General features: G+C 65.2%; 21 protein-coding genes and 2 pseudogenes. 12 read left to right on the plus strand and 11 right to left on the minus strand.

Annotated features, from left to right (window positions below):
* The 5 genes and pseudogenes from VIG90_RS18710 to VIG90_RS18730 all read left to right on the plus strand — a co-directional run.
* Positions 1-496, plus strand: a pseudogene (locus VIG90_RS18710) (ribonuclease E/G); the annotation flags it as partial.
* 136 nt (positions 497-632) lie between these two features.
* Complete coding sequence (locus VIG90_RS18715; protein WP_331595037.1) at positions 633-1,268, plus strand: helix-turn-helix domain-containing protein; 636 nt, start codon at positions 633-635, stop codon at positions 1,266-1,268.
* Between the two features lie 17 nt (positions 1,269-1,285).
* Positions 1,286-1,786 carry a hypothetical protein gene (locus VIG90_RS18720; RefSeq protein ID WP_331595038.1) on the plus strand — a complete coding sequence of 167 codons (501 nt, stop codon included), beginning with the start codon at positions 1,286-1,288 and terminating at the stop codon, positions 1,784-1,786.
* 476 nt (positions 1,787-2,262) lie between these two features.
* Positions 2,263-3,615, plus strand: coding sequence for a M48 family metalloprotease (locus VIG90_RS18725; protein ID WP_331595039.1), 1,353 nt, complete (start codon positions 2,263-2,265; stop codon positions 3,613-3,615).
* A gap of 87 nt (positions 3,616-3,702) precedes the next feature.
* Positions 3,703-4,473, plus strand: a complete 771-nt coding sequence (locus VIG90_RS18730) for a DsbA family protein (protein ID WP_331595040.1) — start codon at positions 3,703-3,705, stop codon at positions 4,471-4,473.
* Positions 4,474-4,795: 322 nt separating this feature from the next.
* Here the strand turns inward: VIG90_RS18730 and VIG90_RS18735 are convergent, their stop codons facing one another.
* Together VIG90_RS18735 and thiS are read right to left on the minus strand one after the other, a co-directional pair.
* Entirely contained in the window at positions 4,796-5,452 is a 657-nt protein-coding gene (locus VIG90_RS18735) for a glutathione S-transferase family protein (RefSeq protein WP_331595041.1), read from the minus strand.
* Between the two features lie 217 nt (positions 5,453-5,669).
* Positions 5,670-6,659: a sulfur carrier protein ThiS gene (gene thiS, locus VIG90_RS18740; RefSeq protein ID WP_331595042.1), complete on the minus strand. Its 990-nt coding sequence runs from the start codon at positions 6,657-6,659 to the stop codon at positions 5,670-5,672.
* A gap of 219 nt (positions 6,660-6,878) precedes the next feature.
* Between thiS and aroQ the strand changes: the two genes are divergently transcribed.
* The 4 genes from aroQ to aat all read left to right on the plus strand — a co-directional run bounded on the left by aroQ (position 6,879) and on the right by aat (position 10,354).
* Positions 6,879-7,322 (plus strand): type II 3-dehydroquinate dehydratase, encoded by a 444-nt coding sequence (aroQ, locus tag VIG90_RS18745; protein ID WP_331595043.1) that lies wholly within the window; start codon positions 6,879-6,881, stop codon positions 7,320-7,322.
* A gap of 32 nt (positions 7,323-7,354) precedes the next feature.
* Positions 7,355-7,846, plus strand: coding sequence for an acetyl-CoA carboxylase biotin carboxyl carrier protein (gene accB / locus VIG90_RS18750; protein WP_331595044.1), 492 nt, complete (start codon positions 7,355-7,357; stop codon positions 7,844-7,846).
* A 178-nt stretch (positions 7,847-8,024) separates the two neighbouring features.
* Positions 8,025-9,368, plus strand: a complete 1,344-nt coding sequence (gene accC / locus VIG90_RS18755; protein ID WP_331595045.1) for an acetyl-CoA carboxylase biotin carboxylase subunit — start codon at positions 8,025-8,027, stop codon at positions 9,366-9,368.
* A 182-nt stretch (positions 9,369-9,550) separates the two neighbouring features.
* Positions 9,551-10,354: a leucyl/phenylalanyl-tRNA--protein transferase gene (gene aat, locus VIG90_RS18760; RefSeq protein WP_331595059.1), complete on the plus strand. Its 804-nt coding sequence runs from the start codon at positions 9,551-9,553 to the stop codon at positions 10,352-10,354.
* Positions 10,355-10,389: 35 nt separating this feature from the next.
* On the opposite strand, the pseudogene VIG90_RS18765 reads toward aat, so the two are convergent.
* The 6 genes and pseudogenes from VIG90_RS18765 to VIG90_RS18790 form a co-directional block, all read right to left on the minus strand.
* Positions 10,390-10,824, minus strand: a pseudogene (locus VIG90_RS18765) (DUF2155 domain-containing protein); the annotation flags it as partial.
* Between the two features lie 6 nt (positions 10,825-10,830).
* The gene (gene mlaD, locus VIG90_RS18770; RefSeq protein WP_331595046.1) at positions 10,831-11,355 is read right to left on the minus strand and encodes an outer membrane lipid asymmetry maintenance protein MlaD; all 525 of its coding nucleotides are present in this window, start codon (positions 11,353-11,355) and stop codon (positions 10,831-10,833) included.
* Positions 11,356-11,411: 56 nt separating this feature from the next.
* Complete coding sequence (locus VIG90_RS18775) at positions 11,412-11,792, minus strand: NADH:ubiquinone oxidoreductase subunit NDUFA12 (RefSeq protein ID WP_331595047.1); 381 nt, start codon at positions 11,790-11,792, stop codon at positions 11,412-11,414.
* 76 nt (positions 11,793-11,868) lie between these two features.
* Entirely contained in the window at positions 11,869-12,534 is a 666-nt protein-coding gene (gene bioD / locus VIG90_RS18780; protein ID WP_331595048.1) for a dethiobiotin synthase, read from the minus strand.
* Positions 12,531-13,712, minus strand: coding sequence for an 8-amino-7-oxononanoate synthase (gene bioF, locus VIG90_RS18785; protein ID WP_331595049.1), 1,182 nt, complete (start codon positions 13,710-13,712; stop codon positions 12,531-12,533). Before bioF ends, bioD begins: the two co-directional genes overlap by 4 nt.
* A 1-nt stretch (position 13,713) precedes the next feature.
* Positions 13,714-15,057, minus strand: coding sequence for an adenosylmethionine--8-amino-7-oxononanoate transaminase (locus tag VIG90_RS18790; protein ID WP_331595050.1), 1,344 nt, complete (start codon positions 15,055-15,057; stop codon positions 13,714-13,716).
* A 408-nt stretch (positions 15,058-15,465) separates the two neighbouring features.
* Here VIG90_RS18790 and VIG90_RS18795 point away from each other — a divergent pair, with 408 nt between their 5' ends.
* Positions 15,466-17,154 (plus strand): putative bifunctional diguanylate cyclase/phosphodiesterase, encoded by a 1,689-nt coding sequence (locus VIG90_RS18795; RefSeq protein ID WP_331595051.1) that lies wholly within the window; start codon positions 15,466-15,468, stop codon positions 17,152-17,154.
* On the opposite strand, the gene VIG90_RS18800 is transcribed toward VIG90_RS18795, so the two are convergent.
* Both VIG90_RS18800 and VIG90_RS18805 read right to left on the minus strand, forming a co-directional pair.
* Positions 17,151-17,492, minus strand: coding sequence for a hypothetical protein (locus VIG90_RS18800; RefSeq protein WP_331595052.1), 342 nt, complete (start codon positions 17,490-17,492; stop codon positions 17,151-17,153). The genes VIG90_RS18795 and VIG90_RS18800 overlap by 4 nt on opposite strands.
* Before the next feature lie 494 nt (positions 17,493-17,986).
* Entirely contained in the window at positions 17,987-18,172 is a 186-nt protein-coding gene (locus tag VIG90_RS18805) for a hypothetical protein (RefSeq protein WP_414695527.1), read from the minus strand.
* A gap of 237 nt (positions 18,173-18,409) precedes the next feature.
* Here VIG90_RS18805 and VIG90_RS18810 point away from each other — a divergent pair, with 237 nt between their 5' ends.
* A complete protein-coding gene (locus tag VIG90_RS18810) occupies positions 18,410-19,084 on the plus strand; it encodes a S24 family peptidase (protein WP_331595053.1) in 675 nt (224 codons plus the stop codon).
* Positions 19,085-19,161: 77 nt separating this feature from the next.
* Here the strand turns inward: VIG90_RS18810 and VIG90_RS18815 are convergent, their stop codons facing one another.
* Entirely contained in the window at positions 19,162-19,338 is a 177-nt protein-coding gene (locus VIG90_RS18815) for a hypothetical protein (protein WP_331595054.1), read from the minus strand.
* A 368-nt stretch (positions 19,339-19,706) separates the two neighbouring features.
* Here VIG90_RS18815 and VIG90_RS18820 point away from each other — a divergent pair, with 368 nt between their 5' ends.
* The gene (locus VIG90_RS18820; protein WP_331595055.1) at positions 19,707-19,916 is read left to right on the plus strand and encodes a hypothetical protein; all 210 of its coding nucleotides are present in this window, start codon (positions 19,707-19,709) and stop codon (positions 19,914-19,916) included.
* Positions 19,917-19,931: the final 15 nt, after the last annotated feature.

Here is a 19,931-nt window from a genome sequence, read left to right on the forward strand (position 1 = left end):
AACGGAAGCACCGGCAGAGGCCGTCGCCGAAGCCGCACCGGAAGCCACGGAAGAAAAGCCGAAGCCGAAGCGCCGCACCCGCAAGGCGGCCCCGAAGGCTGAAGCCGCAACCGAGGAAAAGGCCGCCGAAGACAAGGCCGCAGAGAAAGTAGCTGGCGAGAAGGTTGCCGGTGAAAAGGCTGCTGCTGAGAAGCCGAAGGCCCGCCGCACCCGCAAGACGACAGCCAAGGCCGCTGCCGCTCCGGCGGAAGGCGCACCGGAAGCTCCGGCCGCCGCTCCCAAGGCTGAAGAAACCGCCGAAGCCCCTGCGGAGCCTGCCATAGGGACGCAAGCGCCCACGGCACCGGCGCCCGAAGCCGCTCCGGCCGTCGCCGCCAATGAAGGCGCGGCCGCTGCCAACGAAACGGCTCCCGAAGCCGCGCCTGAGGCAGCCGAAGCGGCTGCACCCCGCCCGGCACGCCGCGGCTGGTGGCAGCGGACCTTCAACGACAGCTGAGCTGTCCGCCAATAAAACCAGCCTTCACGGCTGACCAACGCAGCCCCGCGTTTCGGCAACGAGACGCGGGGCTGATCTTTTTACCCCCCTGATCATGGGATTGCCGCTCGGCCAGACTCATGTCAGTTTAACTGACATGAGTACATCAAACACGACATCCATTCGCCATCACTACAAAGCGATGACGCGCAACCGCATCCTCGATGCCGCGCTCGATCTGATGGCGCAGGGGGACGCCGCGCTCACCATCGCCAGCGTCGCCCAGCAGGCCGGCATCACCGATCGCACGGTGTACCGCCATTTCGCCACGCGGGAGGCGCTGCTCGAGGCCGTCTGGCCGCGCATGCAGGCGCGAGTCGCCTCAAAAGGTTTCCCGAGAACCGCGCAGGCCCTCATCCAGACGCCGCGCGAACTGTTCCCCCGCTTTGACGAGAACCAGAACCTGGTACGCGCCTCCGTCTATTCCGAGAGCGGGCGCGAGGTGCGACTGAAGTCCAATACCGAGCGGCAGGCCGCCATGCTGGCCTGTGTCGAGGAGGCGCTGCCCGGCTTGTCCGGCGCAGCAAAGCGCCGCCGCGCCGCAATCCTGCAGCTCATCGACAGCGCCTATGCCTGGGCGGTGATGAAGGATTTCTGGGACCTTGACGGAGTCGAGGCCGGAGAGGCCGCCGCCGAGGCCATTGCCATCCTCCTCGGTCACGCACCGCCCGCCGACGAGCCCCCTGCCGCAGCAGAAGAACCGGAAGCAACAGCAGCAACAGCAGCCCCCTGAAACGTGGAGACGCCCTCATGAAGATCATGCACGCATCCATCCCGGCGGACGATCCCAAGCGCACGGCGGACGTGCTGGCCACCCTCATGGGCGGCGAGGCCATGCCCTTCCCGCCCGGCGGCTCCGCCTCATGGATGGTCTGGTCGAGCGACGGCGCGACCGAGCTGGAAATCGTGCCGCGCGGCCACCTGATGACACGCACGCCAACACAGGGCGACGGGCAGCAGGGCGACTGGCAGCAGGCCGAACCCGCCCAGCGCCATTCCGGGCGCCACTCCGAATGCCACCTTGCCATCAGCGTCTCCCGTCCCGCCGAGGAGATCATCGCCATTGCGCAGGACGCAGGCTGGCCTGCCCGCCTGTGCTCACGCGGCGGCGGCTATTTCGACCTGGTCGAGGTCTGGGTGGATGGCTGCTTCATGCTCGAGCTGCTCGATCCCGCACAGACCGCCCATTACGAGCGCGTCGTCACCCCCGCCCACTGGAAGCAGTTCCTGGCCCAGCAGCCGCCCGCCTGACCCACGCGTCGCGGGGCCAGACGGCATACCGGCTCCGCGCCCGCGCGGCGCGCTCAGTGCATTCGCAGCAGGAAGCGCACCCGGCACCGGACAAGCCTGACCGTCAGACAGGCTGCAAACTCCCCGCCACGGCGAGCCTCTGCCTCCGGCTCCGCCTGCTCTGCGTCATCAGAACTTGCGGCCCCCAGTTCCATCCGCTCCAACCCAAACGCCACTCTCAATCCAACTTCCAACCTCTCACCCAAGGTTCCCCCCCCTTTCCCTCCACACTGCTTCTCTGCCCGGTAAAGTGTCATACGTGACATCAACCGCTCCCGAACTGGCGTTTACCCCTCCGGCCGCCCCGCCCGTCTGAAAAACCGGCTCTGTCCCGCCTCGCCTGGCCGTCTGCTCGATTGACGGGAGACGGGCGTCTTGCCACTCTCCCGCACATGAAGAAGTCCTCTGTTTTCTCTGCTGCTTTCCCGGCGCGGCTCATGCGTCTGGTCGCCTTCGGCCTCATCGCCCTTCTGGTGCTGTCCAGCCCGGCGCGGGCGCAGTCCATGCTGCGCGACGCGGAGACAGAGCGGTTCCTTCACGAAATCAGCCGCCCCATCATCGAGGCGGCGGGACTCGATCCCCGCTCCATCGAGTTCTACCTGATCGGCGATCCGTCGATTAACGCCTTCGTCACCGGCGGCCAGAACATCTTCGTCCACTCCGGGCTCATCCTGCGGGCGGAGAACGTCAACGAGCTCATCGGCGTCATCGCGCACGAAACCGGCCACATCGCGGGCGGCCACCTCATCCGCAGCGGGGATGCCATCTCCACCGCCATGAACATCAGCCTCCTCAGTCTTCTGGCGGGCGTTGCCGCCATGGCGGCGGGCGCGGGCGATGCGGGCATGGCGATCATGGGCGCAGGGCAAAGCATGGCGCAGGGCAGCTTCCTGTCCTACTCCCGCTCGGTCGAGGCCGTCACCGATCAGGCGGGCGCGGATTTCCTCGAGCGCTCCGGTATTTCGGGCAAGGGCCTCATCACCTTCTTCCAGAAACTGCAGGAGATGGAGTTCCGCTACGGCTACACGCAGGACGCCTACGTGCGAACCCACCCGCTGACCGGTGAGCGTATCCAGAAGCTGCAGGAGCGCGTGGAGGCCTCGCCCTATTACAACAAGGAGCCGAACCCCGAGCATCAGGCTCACTTCCTGCGGCTTCAGGCCAAGCTGGCCGGTTACATCAACGAGCCCGCCCGCACGTTCCAGATGTATCCGGAAACCGATGTCTCGACGCCCGCGCGCCTTGCCCGCGCCTACGCCTGGCACAAGCTGGCCGAGCGCGAGAAGGCGGAGAAGGAAGTGGACGCCCTCCTCGCCAAGGAGCCGAACGACCCCTACTTCCTCGAGATGAAGGGCCAGATCCTGCTGGAATCCGGCAAGGTGGAGGACTCCCTCGCCCCCTTGCGCCGCTCGGTCCAGATCGCGCCCAACGAGCCGCTCATCGCCACCTCGCTCGGCCATGCGCTCGTGTCCATGGAAGATCCCGAACTGGCCAAGGAAGCCGTCACCATCCTGCGCCGGGTGGTCGCCATCGATGACGAGAACCCCTTCGCCTGGTTCCAGCTCGGCATGGCCTACACCCGCCTGGGCGATGAAGCCCGCGCCTCGCTGGCCTCTGCCGAGCGCCTCAGCATGTCCTACAGCTCCAACCCGGCCGAGGTCGCCTACCACGCCAGCCGGGCGGTCGCGGGCCTGCCGAAGAATACGCCCGAATGGATCCGCGCGCAGGACATCTTGCTCATTTCGGACGAAGCGGCCAAAAACGCTCGGGGCAAGCGTCGCCGGGGCTGATCCGTCCGTCCTCCGGAATTCCACACATGCGGCCTGCCTCGCGTGAGCTTGTCGTTTTCAAACGCCTTTCAGCACTGGTGATATTTCATGAACAAGATCGGCCTTTCCTTCGTCCTGCTCATCGCGATGGGCGTTGGCCTGCTGGCGCTCACGCCCGCCCCCCGCGCGCAGGAGCGGGTGCAGACCGACTTCACCCCCGCGCAGGAAAAGCAGATCGGATCCCTCGTCCGCCAGTACATCCTTGATCACCCGGAGATCATCCCGGAAGCCGTGGCCGAGCTTCAGCGCCGCGAGGTCGTCAAGATGCTCTCCAACTACCGCGAGGCGCTGCAAACCCCGTTCCCCGGCGCCGAGGCCGGCAATCCCAAGGGCGACGTCATCCTCGTGGAGTTCTTCGATTACCGCTGCCCGTTCTGCCGCAAGTCCCATAACGACCTGAAGCGCCTCATCAAGGAAGACGCCAACCTGCGCGTCGTCTACCGCGACCTGCCGATCCTCGATCAGGAAGGCAGCGAGCCCCTGTCCCGCCGCGCTGCCCTCGCCTCCCTCGCCGCCGCGCGCCAGGGCAAGTACAACGAGCTGCACGACGCCCTGTTCAGCCTGCCCGGCCGCCTCACGCAGGAAGCACTGGTCGCCGCCGTCCGTCAGTCCGGCGTCAACGAGCAGCGCCTCGCCGCCGACATGGCCGACCCCGCCCTCGAGCAGGAGCTCAACAAAAACCTCCAGCTCGGCGGCAACCTCGGCCTTACCGGCACCCCCACCTACATCATCGGCGACCAGATCATCTCCGGCGCCGTCGACTACGAGAACCTGAAGCAGGCCATCGCTAAGGCCCGCGCCGGCAAGAATGCCAAGTAAGGCACTGTTCTAGCTTATCTTTTTGTTCTGATTTTTCTTTTGCAGGAGGGTCTCAACCCTCCTGCACCTCCCTCTACATTCGGGCCGCGCCCTGCTCCACTCGTGAGCCAGACCTCAGATCGGTGCGCAAAGCTCCCGCACTGCCAAGCCGAAACTCCGCTGCCACGTGCACAGGGCCCCCAAGGCACCCACCAAGCCCTCCCAATCGCGCCTCTCCCAGACCGTGCTGCCCTTTGGTAAAGTGTCATAAGTGACACTTGATGCAGCAGGTGCAGATAGCCACTCCTGAAGCGTGATGCTCCGAACCATCCGGCGGGGCTGCTTACCCTTCGGTGGAAACTTTGCCTGTGAAGACTGCCAGTTGAGCGTCGAAGGCGCGTTTGTAAGCGGGCCGAGCTTTGGCACGGTCAATGTACGTGACGAGATTTGGATACGCTTCCAAGATTTCCAGCCCTTCCAGCCTGCGCAACACGGTGACCATAAGCAGGTCGCCAGCGCTGAACGGACCATCGAGCCACTCGGCATCACCCAACCGGACCGAGAGTTCGCCCAGCCGCAGACGGACCCGATCATCAAGGAGCGGCAAACGCTCTGCATACCAAGGTTTGTCGCGCTCCAGAAGCGAGGCCATTTCGCGCTCAACGATCGGCGGCTCCAATGTATTCAGCGCAGCGAACATCCATGCAATCGCACGCGCGCGTGCGCCCGGCTCCTCCGGCAAAAGCCCCGCGTGGCACTCAGCAATACGCATCAGGATCGCCCCCGTCTCGAAAAGGGCAACGTTGCCTTCTTCGTATGTGGGAATCTGGCCGAAAGGATGCAGGGCAAGGTGTGCCCGCTCCTTTAACTCCCTGAAAGTTACCAAGCGGACGTCATACGGCTGACCCACTTCTTCAAGCGCCCACCGGACACGCATGTCGCGCGCCAGCCCCCTGCCGCGATCGGGCGACTGTGCAAAGGCAGTGATGATACAGGTCATCGGCATGCTCCCGGCACCATGCGTCAGAAAAACTTTGCCGGACATTACCATGGCTTAACAGGAATGTCCGCAAGGGCTAGGCCACTGCCACCTTGCCATCCCGCACAAACAAAAACCGCGGCTCCAGATCACTCCGGAACCGCGGCCCTTGTGAAGTAAAGGCAGGTGCAGGAGGGTTATAGACCCTCCTGCAAAGACAACCCCTAAATCCAAACCCTTAAATCAGCCCCGCCAGCGGCGAGCTCGGATCAGCGTAGCGCTTCTTCGGCATACGACCGGCGAGGTAAGCCAGCCGCCCCGCTTCCACCGCCAGCTTCATGGCGCGGGCCATATTGATGGGGTCGCGCGCTTCGGCGATGGCGGTGTTCATGAGCACGGCATCGCAGCCCAGCTCCATGGCGACGGCGGCATCGGAGGCGGTGCCGACACCGGCGTCCACCAGCACCGGCAGCTTGGAGCCCTCGATCATCAGGCGGATCATCACCGGGTTCTGGAGCCCAAGGCCAGAGCCGATCGGCGCGCCGAGCGGCATGATCGCGCACGCGCCTGCGCCTTCCAGCCGCTTGGCCATGATCGGGTCATCGGCGCAGTAAACCATCACGTCAAAGCCGTCCTTGGCCAGCACTTCGGTGGCGCGCAGGGTCTCCACCATGTCCGGATAGAGCGTCTTCTGCTCGCCCAGCACTTCCAGCTTCACGAGGTTCCAGCCGCCAGCCTCCCGGGCGAGGCGCAGGGTGCGGATGGCGTCTTCGGCCGTGTAGCAGCCGGCCGTGTTGGGCAGGTAGGTGTACGTCTTCGGGTCGAGGAAGTCGGTCAGGATCGGCTGCTTGGGGTCGGAGACGTTCACGCGGCGCACGGCCACGGTCACCATCTCCGCGCCCGAGGCCTCCACGGCCCGCGCGGTTTCCTCGAAATCCTTGTACTTGCCGGTCCCCACGATCAGGCGCGAGGTGAAGGTCTTGCCTGCTACGGTCCAGGTGTCGCTCGCTGCAGTCACGCTATGGTCTCCTCCGCCTACGAAATGAACAATTTCCAACGTGTCGCCGTCAGCAACTTCGGTGCTGTCGTAGGCCGACTTGGGCACAATTTCCAGATTCCGTTCCACGGCAACCTTGCCGGAGGTAATTCCGAGCTCTGCCAGCAGGCTGGAAATGGTCAGGGCACTGTTCAGGCGCTTGGGTTCGCCGTTCAGCATGATCTGGATCATTGTTTGGACTCGACTGCTTTACCTGAGGAAGACATGGCCATTATAAGAACCGCTTCGCTTCGCGCCCATCAAGGTTGAAAGCCCGGCTCATGCCGAACGCCGCAGCCACGATGCGGAGCGAGCGAAACACCCTCCTGTGGAGGATGGGAGAGAAGCCTCGCGAGGCTTTCCCTTCTTCTCTATAGAAGGTTATCAGCAACAGTGGAAAGACAAGACTGCATGGCCGATCAGCCCACCCGCCGGGTGCTTGTTCTCAATGGCCCCAATCTCAACCTGCTCGGCACCCGCGAGCCGGGCGTCTATGGCTCGGCCACGCTTGCCGACATTCAGGCCATGGTTGAGGCGCGCGCCAGCGAACTGGGCTTCGAGGTGGTGTTCCGGCAATCGAACCATGAGGGGCAGCTGCTGGACTGGCTGCACGATGCCCGCACCGACTGTGCGGCCGTGATTTTCAATCCCGGTGCCTACACGCACACCTCCGTGGCCCTCTATGATGCCATCAAGGCCATTGAAATTCCGGTCGTAGAAGTGCATTTGTCGAACCCACATGCACGCGAGCCGTTCCGCCACCGATCCTTTGTGTCGCCGGTGGCGAAGGGCGTAATCCAGGGATTTGGCCCTCACGGTTATATCTTGGCGCTTGAAGCGGCCGCGCAATTCTGATTCAGTCCGCGACGAAATATCAGGGGAATATGATGCCCGAGAAGGGAGCTGCAACGATCATGCAGGTTGATAAAGATTTGGTTCGCGAGCTCGCGGAGCTTCTGAAGGACACCGATCTCTCCGAGATCGAGGTTGTCGATGGTGAACGCCGCGTCCGCGTGGCCCGTCAGGTTGCTGCCACCGTCGTGGCCGCCCCGGCGCCGGTTGCGGCGCCCGCTGCGGCTCCTGTCGCTGCTCCCGCTGCGGCCCCGGCTGCCGCTCCGGCGGCCTCGGAAGACGTCTCCAAGCACCCGGGCCTCGTCGCCTCGCCGATGGTCGGCACCGCCTACCTGTCGCCCGAGCCCGGCAAGCCGGCGTTCGTCTCGGTCGGCGCGCAGGTGAAGGAAGGCCAGACCCTCCTCATCATCGAGGCCATGAAGGTCATGAACCCGATTACCGCGCCGCGTTCCGGCACCGTGACCCGCATCATCGTCAGCAACGAGCAGCCGGTTGAATTCGGCGAGCCGCTGCTGATCATCGAATAAGCGTTTCAGACCTGAACATGCTCAAGACCTGCCGTTCGCCCGCCGCCCTCCCCGGGGTCCTCGCGGTCGCGGCAGGTCTGTCTGTTCCGGGGCCAGCCGCATCCAGTGCCTGCCCTGCGCGTCTCAGTGTCTGGTCTCGCTGATTCCATACAGCCGCCATCCCGAAAGGTTTGAGGCAATGTTTGAAAAAGTACTCATCGCCAATCGCGGCGAAATCGCCCTGCGCATTCACCGCGCATGCCGGGAAATGGGCATCAAGACCGTTGCCGTCCATTCCACGGCCGATGCCGATGCCATGCACGTGCGGCTGGCCGATGAGGCGGTGTGCATCGGCCCGCCGTCCCCCGCCCAGTCGTACCTGAACATTCCGGCCATCATCTCGGCGGCGGAGATCACCCGCGCCGATGCGATCCACCCCGGCTACGGCTTCCTCTCCGAGAACGCCAAGTTCGCCGAGATCGTGCTGGAGCACGGCATGACCTGGATCGGGCCCTCGCCCGAGCATATCCAGCTCATGGGCGACAAGGTGATGGCGAAGCGCACCGCGGCCGAACTCGGCCTGCCGCTGGTTCCGGGCTCGCCCGGCCCGCTGGCGGACTTCGAGGAAGCCCGCGCGATTGCAGCCCAGATCGGCTACCCCGTGCTCATCAAGGCCGCCTCCGGCGGCGGTGGTCGCGGCATGAAGGTCGTCCAGTCGGAAGACGAGCTGGAAAGCCTCATGAGCCAGGCCAAGGCCGAAGCCAAGGCCGCCTTCGGTGACGACACGGTGTACATGGAGAAGTACCTCTCCAACCCGCGTCACATCGAATACCAGATCCTGGGCGACACCCACGGCAACGCCGTCCATCTGGGCGAGCGTGACTGCTCGCTCCAGCGCCGCCACCAGAAGGTGCTGGAAGAGGCCCCCTCGCCCGCTCTCAGCGCTACCCAGCGCGCCGAGATGGGCGAAGTCGTCCGCTCCGCCATCGAGAAGATGGGCTACGTCGGCGCGGGCACCATGGAATTCCTCTACGAGGACGAGAAGTTCTATTTCATCGAAATGAACACCCGTCTTCAGGTGGAACACCCGGTCACCGAGATGATCTCGGGTCTGGATCTGGTGCGCGAGCAGATCCGCGTCGCCTGCGGCCTGCCGCTGTCCGTCACCCAGAAGGACGTGCGCCTCGAAGGCCATGCCATCGAGTGCCGCATCAACGCCGAAGACCCGCGCACCTTCACCCCCGCGCCGGGTCAGGTGACCGACTATCACGCGCCGGGCGGCCTGCACGTCCGCGTCGATAGCGCGCTCTATGACGGCTACAAGATCCCGCCGTACTACGATTCGATGATCGCCAAGCTCATCGTCTACGGCCAGAACCGCAACGACGCACTGATGCGCCTGAAGCGTGCTTTGGAAGAGTTCGTGATCAACGGCCCCAAGACCACCATTCCGCTGCATCAGGCCCTGATCGAGAACCCGGACTTCCTGAACGGCGACTATTCGATCAAGTGGCTGGAGAAGTGGCTGGCCGAAAACCAGTAAGCTGCCGATCCCGCAGAATCACGCAAGGGCCGCTGCCGGGCAACCGCCAGCGGCCTTTGCTTTTCCGGCCCTTTGCTTTTCCGGCCACAACATGTCCGCCCACACGCTTTATTTGGCGGTTTCTGGCGTGCCCACCCGGTTAGCGGGCGGACACCGGCTTGCCGCGTGCTATATTGGTAGCCATGCAGCACCAGCCGCCCCCGCACCTCACCCTGACGCCCTCGCTGCTGATCCGTGCCTATGCGGCGGGCGTGTTCCCCATGGCCGAGCAGCGGGACAGCGACGAGGTCTTCTGGGTCGAACCCCGGCGGCGGGGCATCCTGCCGCTGGATGGCATCCACGTCCCCCGCTCGCTGGCCAAGACCGTGCGGCAGGACCGCTACGTCGTCACCGTGAACCAATGCTTCCGCCAGGTCATGATCGCCTGCGCCGAGCCCAAGCCGGGCCGGGAGCAGACGTGGATCAACGAGGGCATCCTCAACGCCTACACCGCCTTGCATGAGAAGGGTTTCGCCCATTCGGTCGAGACCTGGCACGAGGGCCGCCTCGTCGGCGGCCTCTACGGCGTCTCGCTGGGCACGGCGTTCTTCGGGGAGAGCATGTTCAGCCGGGCGACGGATGCCTCCAAGGTCGCCCTCATCCATCTGGTCGCGCGTCTGAAGGCCGGCGGCTTCACGCTGCTGGACACCCAGTTCCTCACCGCCCATCTGGCCCAGTTCGGCACTATCGAGATCAGCCGCAACGATTACCGCCAGCTGCTGCGCACGGCGCTGGAAAAGGAAGGCGACTTCTTCGCCATCGATGCGCTCGCGGCGCAGGCCGCAGGCGTTGGCGCAGCGACACCCGCTGCGCCCCAGCAAGCCTGTTATTCGCCGTCGTCCGGTTCGGAAGGTGCGGGTGTGGGTGCTGGCCGGGAGCCCTCGGCCACCGTGTCCGCGCCCCTCTCGGGGAAGCTCATCTTGCAGCTTCTCAGCGAGACATTGTAGGCCGGGTGATCGAACGGGTGCAGCGAGGCGGCGCGGGCGAACATCCAGCCCGAATAGACCCGTTGCAGCCCTCCCTGCCGGGTCTGCTCGTCCACTTGCAGGAATGCGGCTGACTCCGGCCGCTCCCACGGCGGCGCGGCCTCGCAGCTGCGCACGGTGATGCGCAGCCGTCCGTGGCTGATGACCGATCCGGGATTGACCTCGAAGGTCTTCGTCGTGCTGGTGAACTTGTCCAGCACCACCAGCGTTGCCACCCGCTCGGCCAGCGGCGTCGGCTCGGTGACGGGCTTGTCCGGCTCGGCGGCGCTGTCCTGCGTGGCGGCGCTCTGGGCCACCAGCGTCAGCGGCACCGCGTTCTGGGCCACCTCGTTCTGGGCAACAGCACTCTGGCCCTGAGCCGCTGCCCCCGACACGATAACCGAGCCGGCAATCAGCGGTCTGGCAATCAGGGACGCGAGCCGGGCGCGCACCGGGGCTTACTCCGCCGGCACCGGCGCAGGGGCGCCGCTATCGGCCTCTCCGCCTGCCGAGCCGCCCTCGCTCTTGTCGCTGCCGGTCGCGCTGTAGATGGCGCGGCCGATCAGGCCCATGAGGTCGACCGAGCCTTGCGTCTGCTCAATTTCCTCGCCCGGCTTCAGCGTGTCCATCTCGCCGCCCGGCGACAGGTCGATGTAGTTGCCGCCCAGAATGCCCTCGGAGGCGATCTTGGCGATGGTATCGACCGGAAGCTGCACGTCGTTCTGAACGGTGAAGGTCACCTTGGCCTGGAACGTCTGCGGGTCCAGCTCCTGCTTGGTCACCGAGCCGACCTTGATGCCGGAGATGCGCACGTCCGTGCCCACGCTCACGCCCGCGGCGCTGGGGAACCGGGCCACGAGCGGATAGCCGCTGCTCGAACGGCCCACGGCCGTGTTGCTGTACGCGTAAACGAGGAACAGCGCCGCAACCAGCACCACCACGGCGCCGATCAGGGCTTCAACCAGGCTTTCCTTGAGCTGCATCCGCTCGGCTCCAGTTCAGGCAGATGGCCCGTGGAGAAACACGGGCCATGTGATATTTATTCCGGCCGCCAGGCTTCGTAGTCGCCCGTGGCGGGCGCGCGCTTGCCACCGGCCTGAAGAGCGCCCGGAGGAGCATAGGCGGCGGAGGTGCCGGTCAGGTTCTGCTCGCGCGGCTTCTCCCACGGCTTCACCACCGGCGGCTGCTCCGTCGGCGGCGAATCGAAGGTGTGGTGCAGCCAGCCGTGCCATTCCGGCGGAATGCGGCTTGCTTCCACGTCGCCATTGTAGATCACCCACCGCCGCTTGCCGTTACGCTCGCGGTAGTAGAGGTTTCCCTGCTCGTCCTGGCCGACCAGTTCGCCCCGGCGCTTCGTGAACAGCCACGTACCCCAGGTCTGGTTGTTCCACCAGGTGAAGGTCCTTGCTAACAGGCCCATTGCATCCTCGGCACTTTACAATCCTTGAATGGCGGCTTTAGCGGTTTCTTGCCGCCTCTGTCCAGTGTGGCGGCACTCATCCGGTCAGAAGATCGGTCAAATCCGGTGCTTTATCTTCGCCGCCGCGCGGCACCACCCGAATGTCCGCCTTGGTAAAACGCCGCAACGTGGCCACCGTCTCCGCCGTCGAGACGCCGGACCCTTCCGTCTCGCTTAGGATGACGGCGCGCACCGGCACGCCCCGCGCCTCCAGCACGGCAAGCGCCGTCAGCGTGTGGCTGATGGTGCCCAGGTACGTGCCCGCCACCAGCACGGCGGGAAACTCCAGATCGGCAACCCAGTCCAGCACGGTGTGGCGGTCATCCAGCGGCACCATCACGCCGCCCACGCCCTCCACCAGCAGCGGCCCTTCGTGACGCGCGGCCGTCTCGGCGCAGAACGCCACCATCTCGTCATAGGGCAGCGTGCGCCCTTCCGCCCGCGCCGCCATGTCCGGCGAGAGCGGCGCGCGAAACCGCCACGGCGCGATGCTGGCGATGTCCTCCGCCGTCGGCACCTCGCCCAGCGCCTCGATGAGGCGCGCCGGGTCCGAGCCTTCAAGACTGTCGTCGTCATAGCCGCTCAGCACCGGCTTCAGCCCCAGCGGGTTCAGCCCCTTGGCCTTCAGCTGGCGCAGGATAAGCGCAGAGACATGGGTCTTGCCGATGTCGGTGCCGGTCGAGGTAACGAACAGGCGGTTCATAACCCGCGCACTCCCTCCGGCATCAGGCCCTCCGGCATCAGGCGATGCAGCGTCTCGGTCAGCCGCTCCACGTCCTCTGGCCGGTGCCGGGCGGTGAAGGTGAAGCGCAGCCGCGCCGTGCCGCGCGGCACGGTCGGCGGGCGGATGGCGGCCACGAGGAAGCCCTCCTCCGCCAGCGCCGCACTCAGGCGCAGCGCCTTCTCCGCCTCGCCCACCACGACGGGCACGATCGGGCTCTGCGGCGCGGGCAGCTGCATCTGCCAGCAGAACAGCCGCGCCAGATCCACCGGACGCTGGCAGTATTTCGGCTCGCTCTCGATGATGTTGAGCGCCGCGATGCCCGCCGCCACGCTGGCGGGCGGCAGCCCGGTCGAGAACACGAAGGTCCGCGCCCGGTTGCGCATCAGGTCGATGACCGGCCTTGACGCGCACAGGTAGCCGCCATACCCGCCGATCGCCTTGGAGAGCGTGCCCATCTGCAACGGCACCTCCACCTTTTCCTCGAACGCGAAGCTGGAGCCGCGCCCGCCGCCCACCACGCCGACGCCGTGGGCGTCATCCGTCAGCAGCCACGCATCGAACCGCTCGCACAGCGCCGCCATCTCGGGCAGCGGCGCAAGGTCCCCGTCCATGGAGAACACGCCGTCCGTCACCACCAGGCAGTGCCCATGCTCGCCCCGGTGCGCCGTCAGCAATTCCTCAAGGTGCACCATGTCGTTGTGGCGGAACATCACCGTCTGCGCGCCCGCCATCTTCGCACCCGAAAGCAGGCAGGCGTGGCTCAGCTCGTCCGCCAGGATCAGGTCCTGCGAGCCCACCAGTGCCGGCAGAATGCCCGTATTGGCCAGATACCCCGAGCCGAAGACGATGCAGTCCTCCGCTCCCTTCAGGCGCGCCAGCCGTTCCTCCAGCTCCGCCAGCAGCGGGTGATTGCCGGTCACGAGCCGGGACGCGCCCGCTCCCACGCCGAAGTGCTGCGTTGCCCGCACGGCAGCCTCGATCACCCGCGGATCATGGCTCAGGTTCAGGTAATCGTTGCAGCTGAACGAGATATACTCCCGCCCGTCCCGCACGATGACCGCATCCGGCCGCCGGTCGCTGGTCTTCAGCTCGCGGCGCAGGTGCAGCTTCTCCAGCCCCTTCAGCTTTGCCGAAGCCATTGCGTCCAGGCTGTTCATCTCATTCACCTTTTTCCAGTGGGCCATGGGTGCCGAACCGGGCGGACCAGTCGCCCGCCACCTTGACCAGCGCCGTCGTCAGCCGGTTCAGGTCGTCCTCGCCAATGGTCAGGGCCGGGGTGGTGTAAAGTATGTTGCCGAACGGGCGCAGCCACACCCCTTCCTCCCGAAAGCGCTGCTTCAGCCACGCCGCATCCCCCAGATGGGAAAGCTCGATCACCCCGATGCCGCCCAGCACCCGCACATCCCGCACGCCCGGCAGGCCGCGCGCCGGCTCCAGCCCCGCCGCCAGGTGCCGGCCGATCGCCTGCGCCTGCCCCAGCCTCGCTTCCTGCTCGAACAGGTCGAGCGAGGCATTGGCCGCCGCGCACGCCAGCGCATTGCCCATGTAGGTCGGCCCGTGCATCAGCGCCTTCAGCGGATCATCGTCCCAGAAGGCGTCGAACACCTTTTTACTGGCAACCGTCGCCGCCAGCGGCAGCGTGCCGCCGGTCAGCGCCTTGGAGAGCGTCAGGATATCCGGCAACACCCCGGTCGCCTCGCACGCGAACATGGCCAGCCCGGTGCGCGCAAAGCCCACGAAGATCTCGTCGAACACCAGCAGGATGCCGTGCCGGTCGCATGCCGCGCGCAGCCGTTGCAGCGTCGCCGCATCATGGAAGCGCATGCCGCCCGCGCCCTGCACCAGCGGCTCCACCAGCACGGCGGCAATCTCGTGGCCCTTCGCGGCCAGCAGCGCCTCGAACCGCGCCGTGCTGTCATCGTCCACCGGCAGGTCGGCAATCAGCTGCTCCGGCACCACGCCCCGGAACATGGTGTGCATCCCCTCCTCCGGGTCGCACACGCTCATGGTCACGAACGTGTCGCCATGGTAGCCGCCGGTAAAGCTCAGGAACCGGGTGCGCCGCTCGCCTTTGTTCAGCCAGTACTGCACCGCCATCTTCATGGCGATCTCCACCGAAACCGAACCAGACTCGCAGAAGAACACCCGGTCCAGATCCCCCGGCAGCATCCGCGCCAACCGCGCCGCCAGCGTGGCCGCCTGCTCGTGCATCAGACCGCCCAGCATCACGTGGGGCAGCGTCTCCAGCTGGCGCTTCACCGCCGCCTCGATGTGCGGGTGCCGGTAGCCGTGCGCCGCCGTCCACCAGGAGGCAATGCCGTCCACAAGTTCCGAACCGTCCGTCAGCCGGATGCGCACGCCCTCGGTCGAGGCCACCGGCAGCGGCGCAGGCGCGGTCTTCATCTGGGTATAGGGCAGCCACAGGTGGGCCAGCCCCTCATCCATCCAGTCCGGCATCCCCTCCGGCATCCCGGCCGGGTTGCGTGTCGGCGAACCAGTCATGCGGGCCTCCTCCCGTGAACAGCAGTCGAGCACGGGGCATAAAGCACTTTAAGCCGGAAGGGACAATGAGCGGCTTCAGGAGGATTCCGCCCCGTCTCGCACTGTTTCTGGCGTTTTCTTCGGCCGAATTTTCAAATTTTGCCCCCGGAAAACCGCCAAATCAGGGGCAAAACCGTTCGTTCCGGCAATTTGTAGCCGGAAGTTCCTATTATTTTACGCCCTGTTAAGGGACTTCTGCGACAGGTTGTACACGGAGGAAAAGAAGGACCGGCCGGCAACGGCAAAGGGCCTCACCTCTGGGAGCAACGATCATGGGCTGAAGCAAGCGTGTCCGCAGCAATTCCAACGTTAACGCAAGCAGATTCAAGGCCATGCGAGTCGATGATGCACAGCTTCTCGGCGTGCATCATGGAATTGCAGCCCATTCTGGATGCGCTGCCGGTCGGCCTCCAGATGTACCAGCTCAATCCTGACGGCCAGATCGTCTGCCGCCTCGCCAACAACACCTATGAGCGCATGTTCGAGATGCGCCGCCACGCCGCCCTTGGCCTGCCCTCCGAAACCCTGCTCGCCTCCAGCGCCGGCACCAAGGCGGTGCAGCAGCTGCGCGCCTGTTTCGAGACCGGTCAGGCCCTCGGGTTCGACTGGCAGTACCGCGACGCTCCGCACGACCGCCACTTCCATGTGGAGTTCAACCCCATCGCCTGGCGCAACGGCCAGGTGCTTCAGGTGCTGGCCTCCTTCACGGACCGCACGCGCGAGAAGGCCGCCGACCGTCAGCGCCTCCATCTGGAAACCCACGACGCCCTGACCGGCCTGCCCAACCGGGTGCTGTTCGCCGATCGGGTCGAGCAGGCGCTGGCCCACAGCGCCATCGAAGCGGACACCGAAACCGCCCTCCTCATCCTCAACGTCGATCGCTTCAAGCTGATCAACGAGAGCATGGGGCACATCTCGGGCGACGAGCTTCTCATCGCCATCGGCCGCCGCCTCATGACCTGCGTGCGCCCCAGCGACACGGTCGCCCGCCTCTCCAGCGACGAGTTCGCGGTGCTGATGCGCGACATCAATGATCTGGACGAAGCGCTCAGCGTCGCCGCCCGCATCCACCGCGAGATGGGGGCGGCCTTCGTCGTCTCCAATCAGGAGCTGTTCACCAGCATCAGCATCGGCATCGCCACCACCCGCACCTCCGGCATCGACGCCGACAACCTTCTGCGGGACGCGGACTTCGCCATGCATCAGGCCAAGACCCGCGGCGGGGCGCACACCGAGGTCTATCACAACGACCTGCATCGGCGCGCCCGCAGCCTGTTCCGGCTTGAGAACGACCTGCGCAAGGCGGTCGATCGCAACGAACTGGAGCTGCACTACCAGCCGCTCATGGACCTGCAGACCGGCGTGCTGATGGGCTTCGAGGCCCTCGCCCGCTGGAAACATGCCGAGCGCGGTTACGTCTCCCCGGCGGAATTCATCCCGCTGGCCGAGGAAACCGGCCTCATCATTCCCATCGGCCGCTGGGCGATCGAGGAGGCCTGCCGCCAGCTCGCCGAATGGCGCACCTGGTTCGGCCCCGCCGCCAACCACCTGTTCATGGGCGTCAACGTCTCCGGCATCCAGTTCACGCGCGACAACCTCGCCAAGGTGGTCACGGACGCCATCGCCCGCTCCGGCATCCCCGGAGACCGGCTCAAGCTGGAAATCACCGAGAGCGCGCTCGTCGAGAACCCGGACCTCGCCAACCAGGTGCTGCGCGAGCTCAAGGACCTGAACGTCAGCCTGGCGCTCGATGACTTCGGCACCGGCTACTCGTCCCTCAGCTATCTCCAGCGCTTCCCCATCGACGTGCTGAAGATCGACCGCTCCTTCATCACCGACATGCTTTCGGTGCAGGACAACTACAAGATCGTGAACGTGATCCTGGCGCTGGCCCGCAACCTCGGCAAGAGCACGGTGGCCGAAGGCATCGAGTCCGAAGAGCAGGCCGAAACCCTGCGCGCGCTCGGCTGCCAGCAGGGTCAGGGCTTCCACTTCTCTAAGGGCCTGTCCGCGCCAGACTGCACGGAGTTCGTCCGCACGGCCTTCCTGCCGAACTAAAGCCGCACGCTCGCCTTCGCGCCTGCCGCCGGTTCGATCACCTCGAACTCCAGCCGCGCGCGCCACCGGCCATCCGGCCTCGCGTCCAGATCCGGCGCGCACGCCAGACGGCACGGCCAGTCCGGCCCCGCGCCATGCGGCAGCAGCACGATTGGCCCGTTCGCCGGCCCGCCCGCCGGCCCCTCTCCCAGCAGCCGCCCGGTCACGCTGCGCAGCGTCTCCACCTGCCCGCCGGACAGAACCAGAGCCGCCGTGAAGAACCGCGTGTGCCAGCCGTCCAGCACCGGCAATTCGGGTACAGGCAAGCCGCAAGCGACATCCTGCCAGGTTAACGACATCAGCGTCCTCCTCGATGGAAGTCGCAGCCATCCATGGGCGTGCCTTGTGTTCCAACATGCGCCCAGAAGCCGCGCGATACGAAGTAAAAAACAATCCAAACGCTTTACATACAACGAAACAAACTGAATTAATTAAATTACCCACAAGGACTTTGACTGAACAATTTACTTTAGTTTTACTTCGGACACACAGAACTGAACCGCAACGAATCAACCATTTCTTGTGATTCTTGCCAAGACAATTAAAGTAATCTGATTCGATTAATTGGCCGCAACCAGCCGCATCCAGTGCAGATCGCTCCGCCTTCTTCACCCGATCGGGTAGGCCCGACCCACCCATGCCACACCTCCGGCCTGCCCCGCTGACGAGGCCCATCACCCCCTGGAGCAGCCAGAAGGCCGCTGCCAGCAAGGCGCGACTCGCCATCCCGAGGCCGCGCAGCACGTCGCCACGGCCAGGTGCGCTCGAGCGAGGCAGGGAGGCTCCCGTCATCTCAGTTCCCGCCCCTCAGGCTCTGCAGGCAGGCACGCACCCGCGCATCATTGGCCGGAGTCAGCCTGCGCCCGCGCCGCAGGTCGAACACCAGCCTCGGATCGTTCACGGCCGTCCGGCCGAAGCGTGACGGCGCAACACCCCGCTCCCGCAGCACCGTCTCGATCTCCTTCAAAATCATCCCCATTTTTTCCCTACCCTTTTTCTGTTTTAATAGGTTTTTTCCTATATATGGTGAATCTCTGTTGTTGTCTAGGGGAAATCCTATATTGATAGTCCTGAGCGAATATCCGGCTCGTCTGCGCCGCCCGGCAGCGCTGGCCCACCGCCCGGAAACGGGAAGGTTCACCAGCCCGTGCCGGTGGCCCGGCGTGCCGGGCGCAACCGGCACAACCAGCCCGGAAGGCAACAAGGGGTCGATACGATGGACAATGATTCCGTGCGCCAGACACTGGATCAGCTGATTCAGCAACGGGGGGACGACTACGCCTCCCTGTCGCGCATGCTGGGACGCAACCCCACTTACATTCAGCAGTTCGTGAAGCGCGGCGTTCCCCGCAAGCTGGACGAGGACGACCGCCGCAGGCTCGCCGCCCACTTCGGCGTCTCCGAGCAGGAACTCGGCGGCCCTCCGGGCCCCATCGGCCGCGCCGTTCACAACGAGCCCCAGATGGTGCGCGATGCACGTGATTACGTGCTGGTTCCCCACCTCGGGCACGACGGCACCATCAGCCAGACCGAGCTCAGCCCCGCCAGCGGCCCGGAAAGCGCACTCGCCTTCCAGGCCCAGTGGGTGCGCTCCATCGCCTCGAACGGTGTCGAGGGTCTGTCCGTGCTGAAGGTGGAGGGAGATTCCATGCACCCCACCCTCACGGAAGGGGATCAGATTCTGGTGGACACCAAGGATCGCCGCCTGCGCGATGGCGTCTTCGTGATCAAGACCGGCGAGTCCATCCATGTTCGCCGCCTTGCCATCAACCCGGTCACCCAGCGGGTCACGGTCGGCAGCGACAACCCGATCTATCCGTCCTGGGCGGACACCCCGCCCGAATCGCTCGACATCGTCGGCCGCGTGATCTGGGTCGGCCGCAAACTCTGATCAGCAAACTCTGATCAAGGCCCTCTGGCCACAAAACAAAAGGGGCGCTCCGGCGCCCCTTTCTTATCGCTCCGGCGTTATTCGCCGCGTTTCTGCTCTTTGCGTACATCCCGGATGGTCACGACAGCGGCAATCGCCACGCCCACGGCCAGACCGATCACCAGACCAAGACTGGGCTGCTTGGCAAACCAACCGACCACGATACCGATCACGACACCGAGGAAGATCCATACGCCACCGGCGACGGATTTCATGTGGCCTCTCCTTCTCACTGCGGCCGGCCCACTTTGTCCGGCGAACTTTCCCCTGCAGCCGTACAACGGCTTTCCATTGCGTGCTACAGGAACGTAAAAAAACGGCGAGACGAGGGCTGTTTCCGTCAGCCTGTCACCCGCACGCCTCATCGGCTCGAGAAAACTGAATCAATCCGTCGTGCGGCAGCGAAACGGGACAATTCGCGCTTTCCGATTGTGCTAGAGCCCGGAATCAGGGACGGGCGTAAACCTTTTGCCAACCAGATTCGGCAGAAGATCCGCTGCGGGTCGGATCGAAGCCGAATCGTATCCGTCCCAGGCCTATGGACTTCACTCAGGGGGCAGATCCGCAGGATCGGAGCAACAGGATGGATCAGTTAACTATCTACGACATCATGGCCTACAAGACGGCCGAGGACCTGATCCGCTGGCATGGGGACAATGCGGTTTTCGAAGCCGCAGGCCAGGCGAATCAGAGCCGTGCCAGCGGCGATGATCGCCAGTTCATCCATTGGCGGGCCGTCGAGCACGCCATTCAGGTCCTCCAGCTGGAAGATCCCATGGGCGAACTCCATTGAACCACCCCGGCCGCA

This window comes from Pedomonas sp., from assembly GCF_036515995.1.
GTDB lineage: Bacteria > Pseudomonadota > Alphaproteobacteria > Sphingomonadales > Sphingomonadaceae > Pedomonas.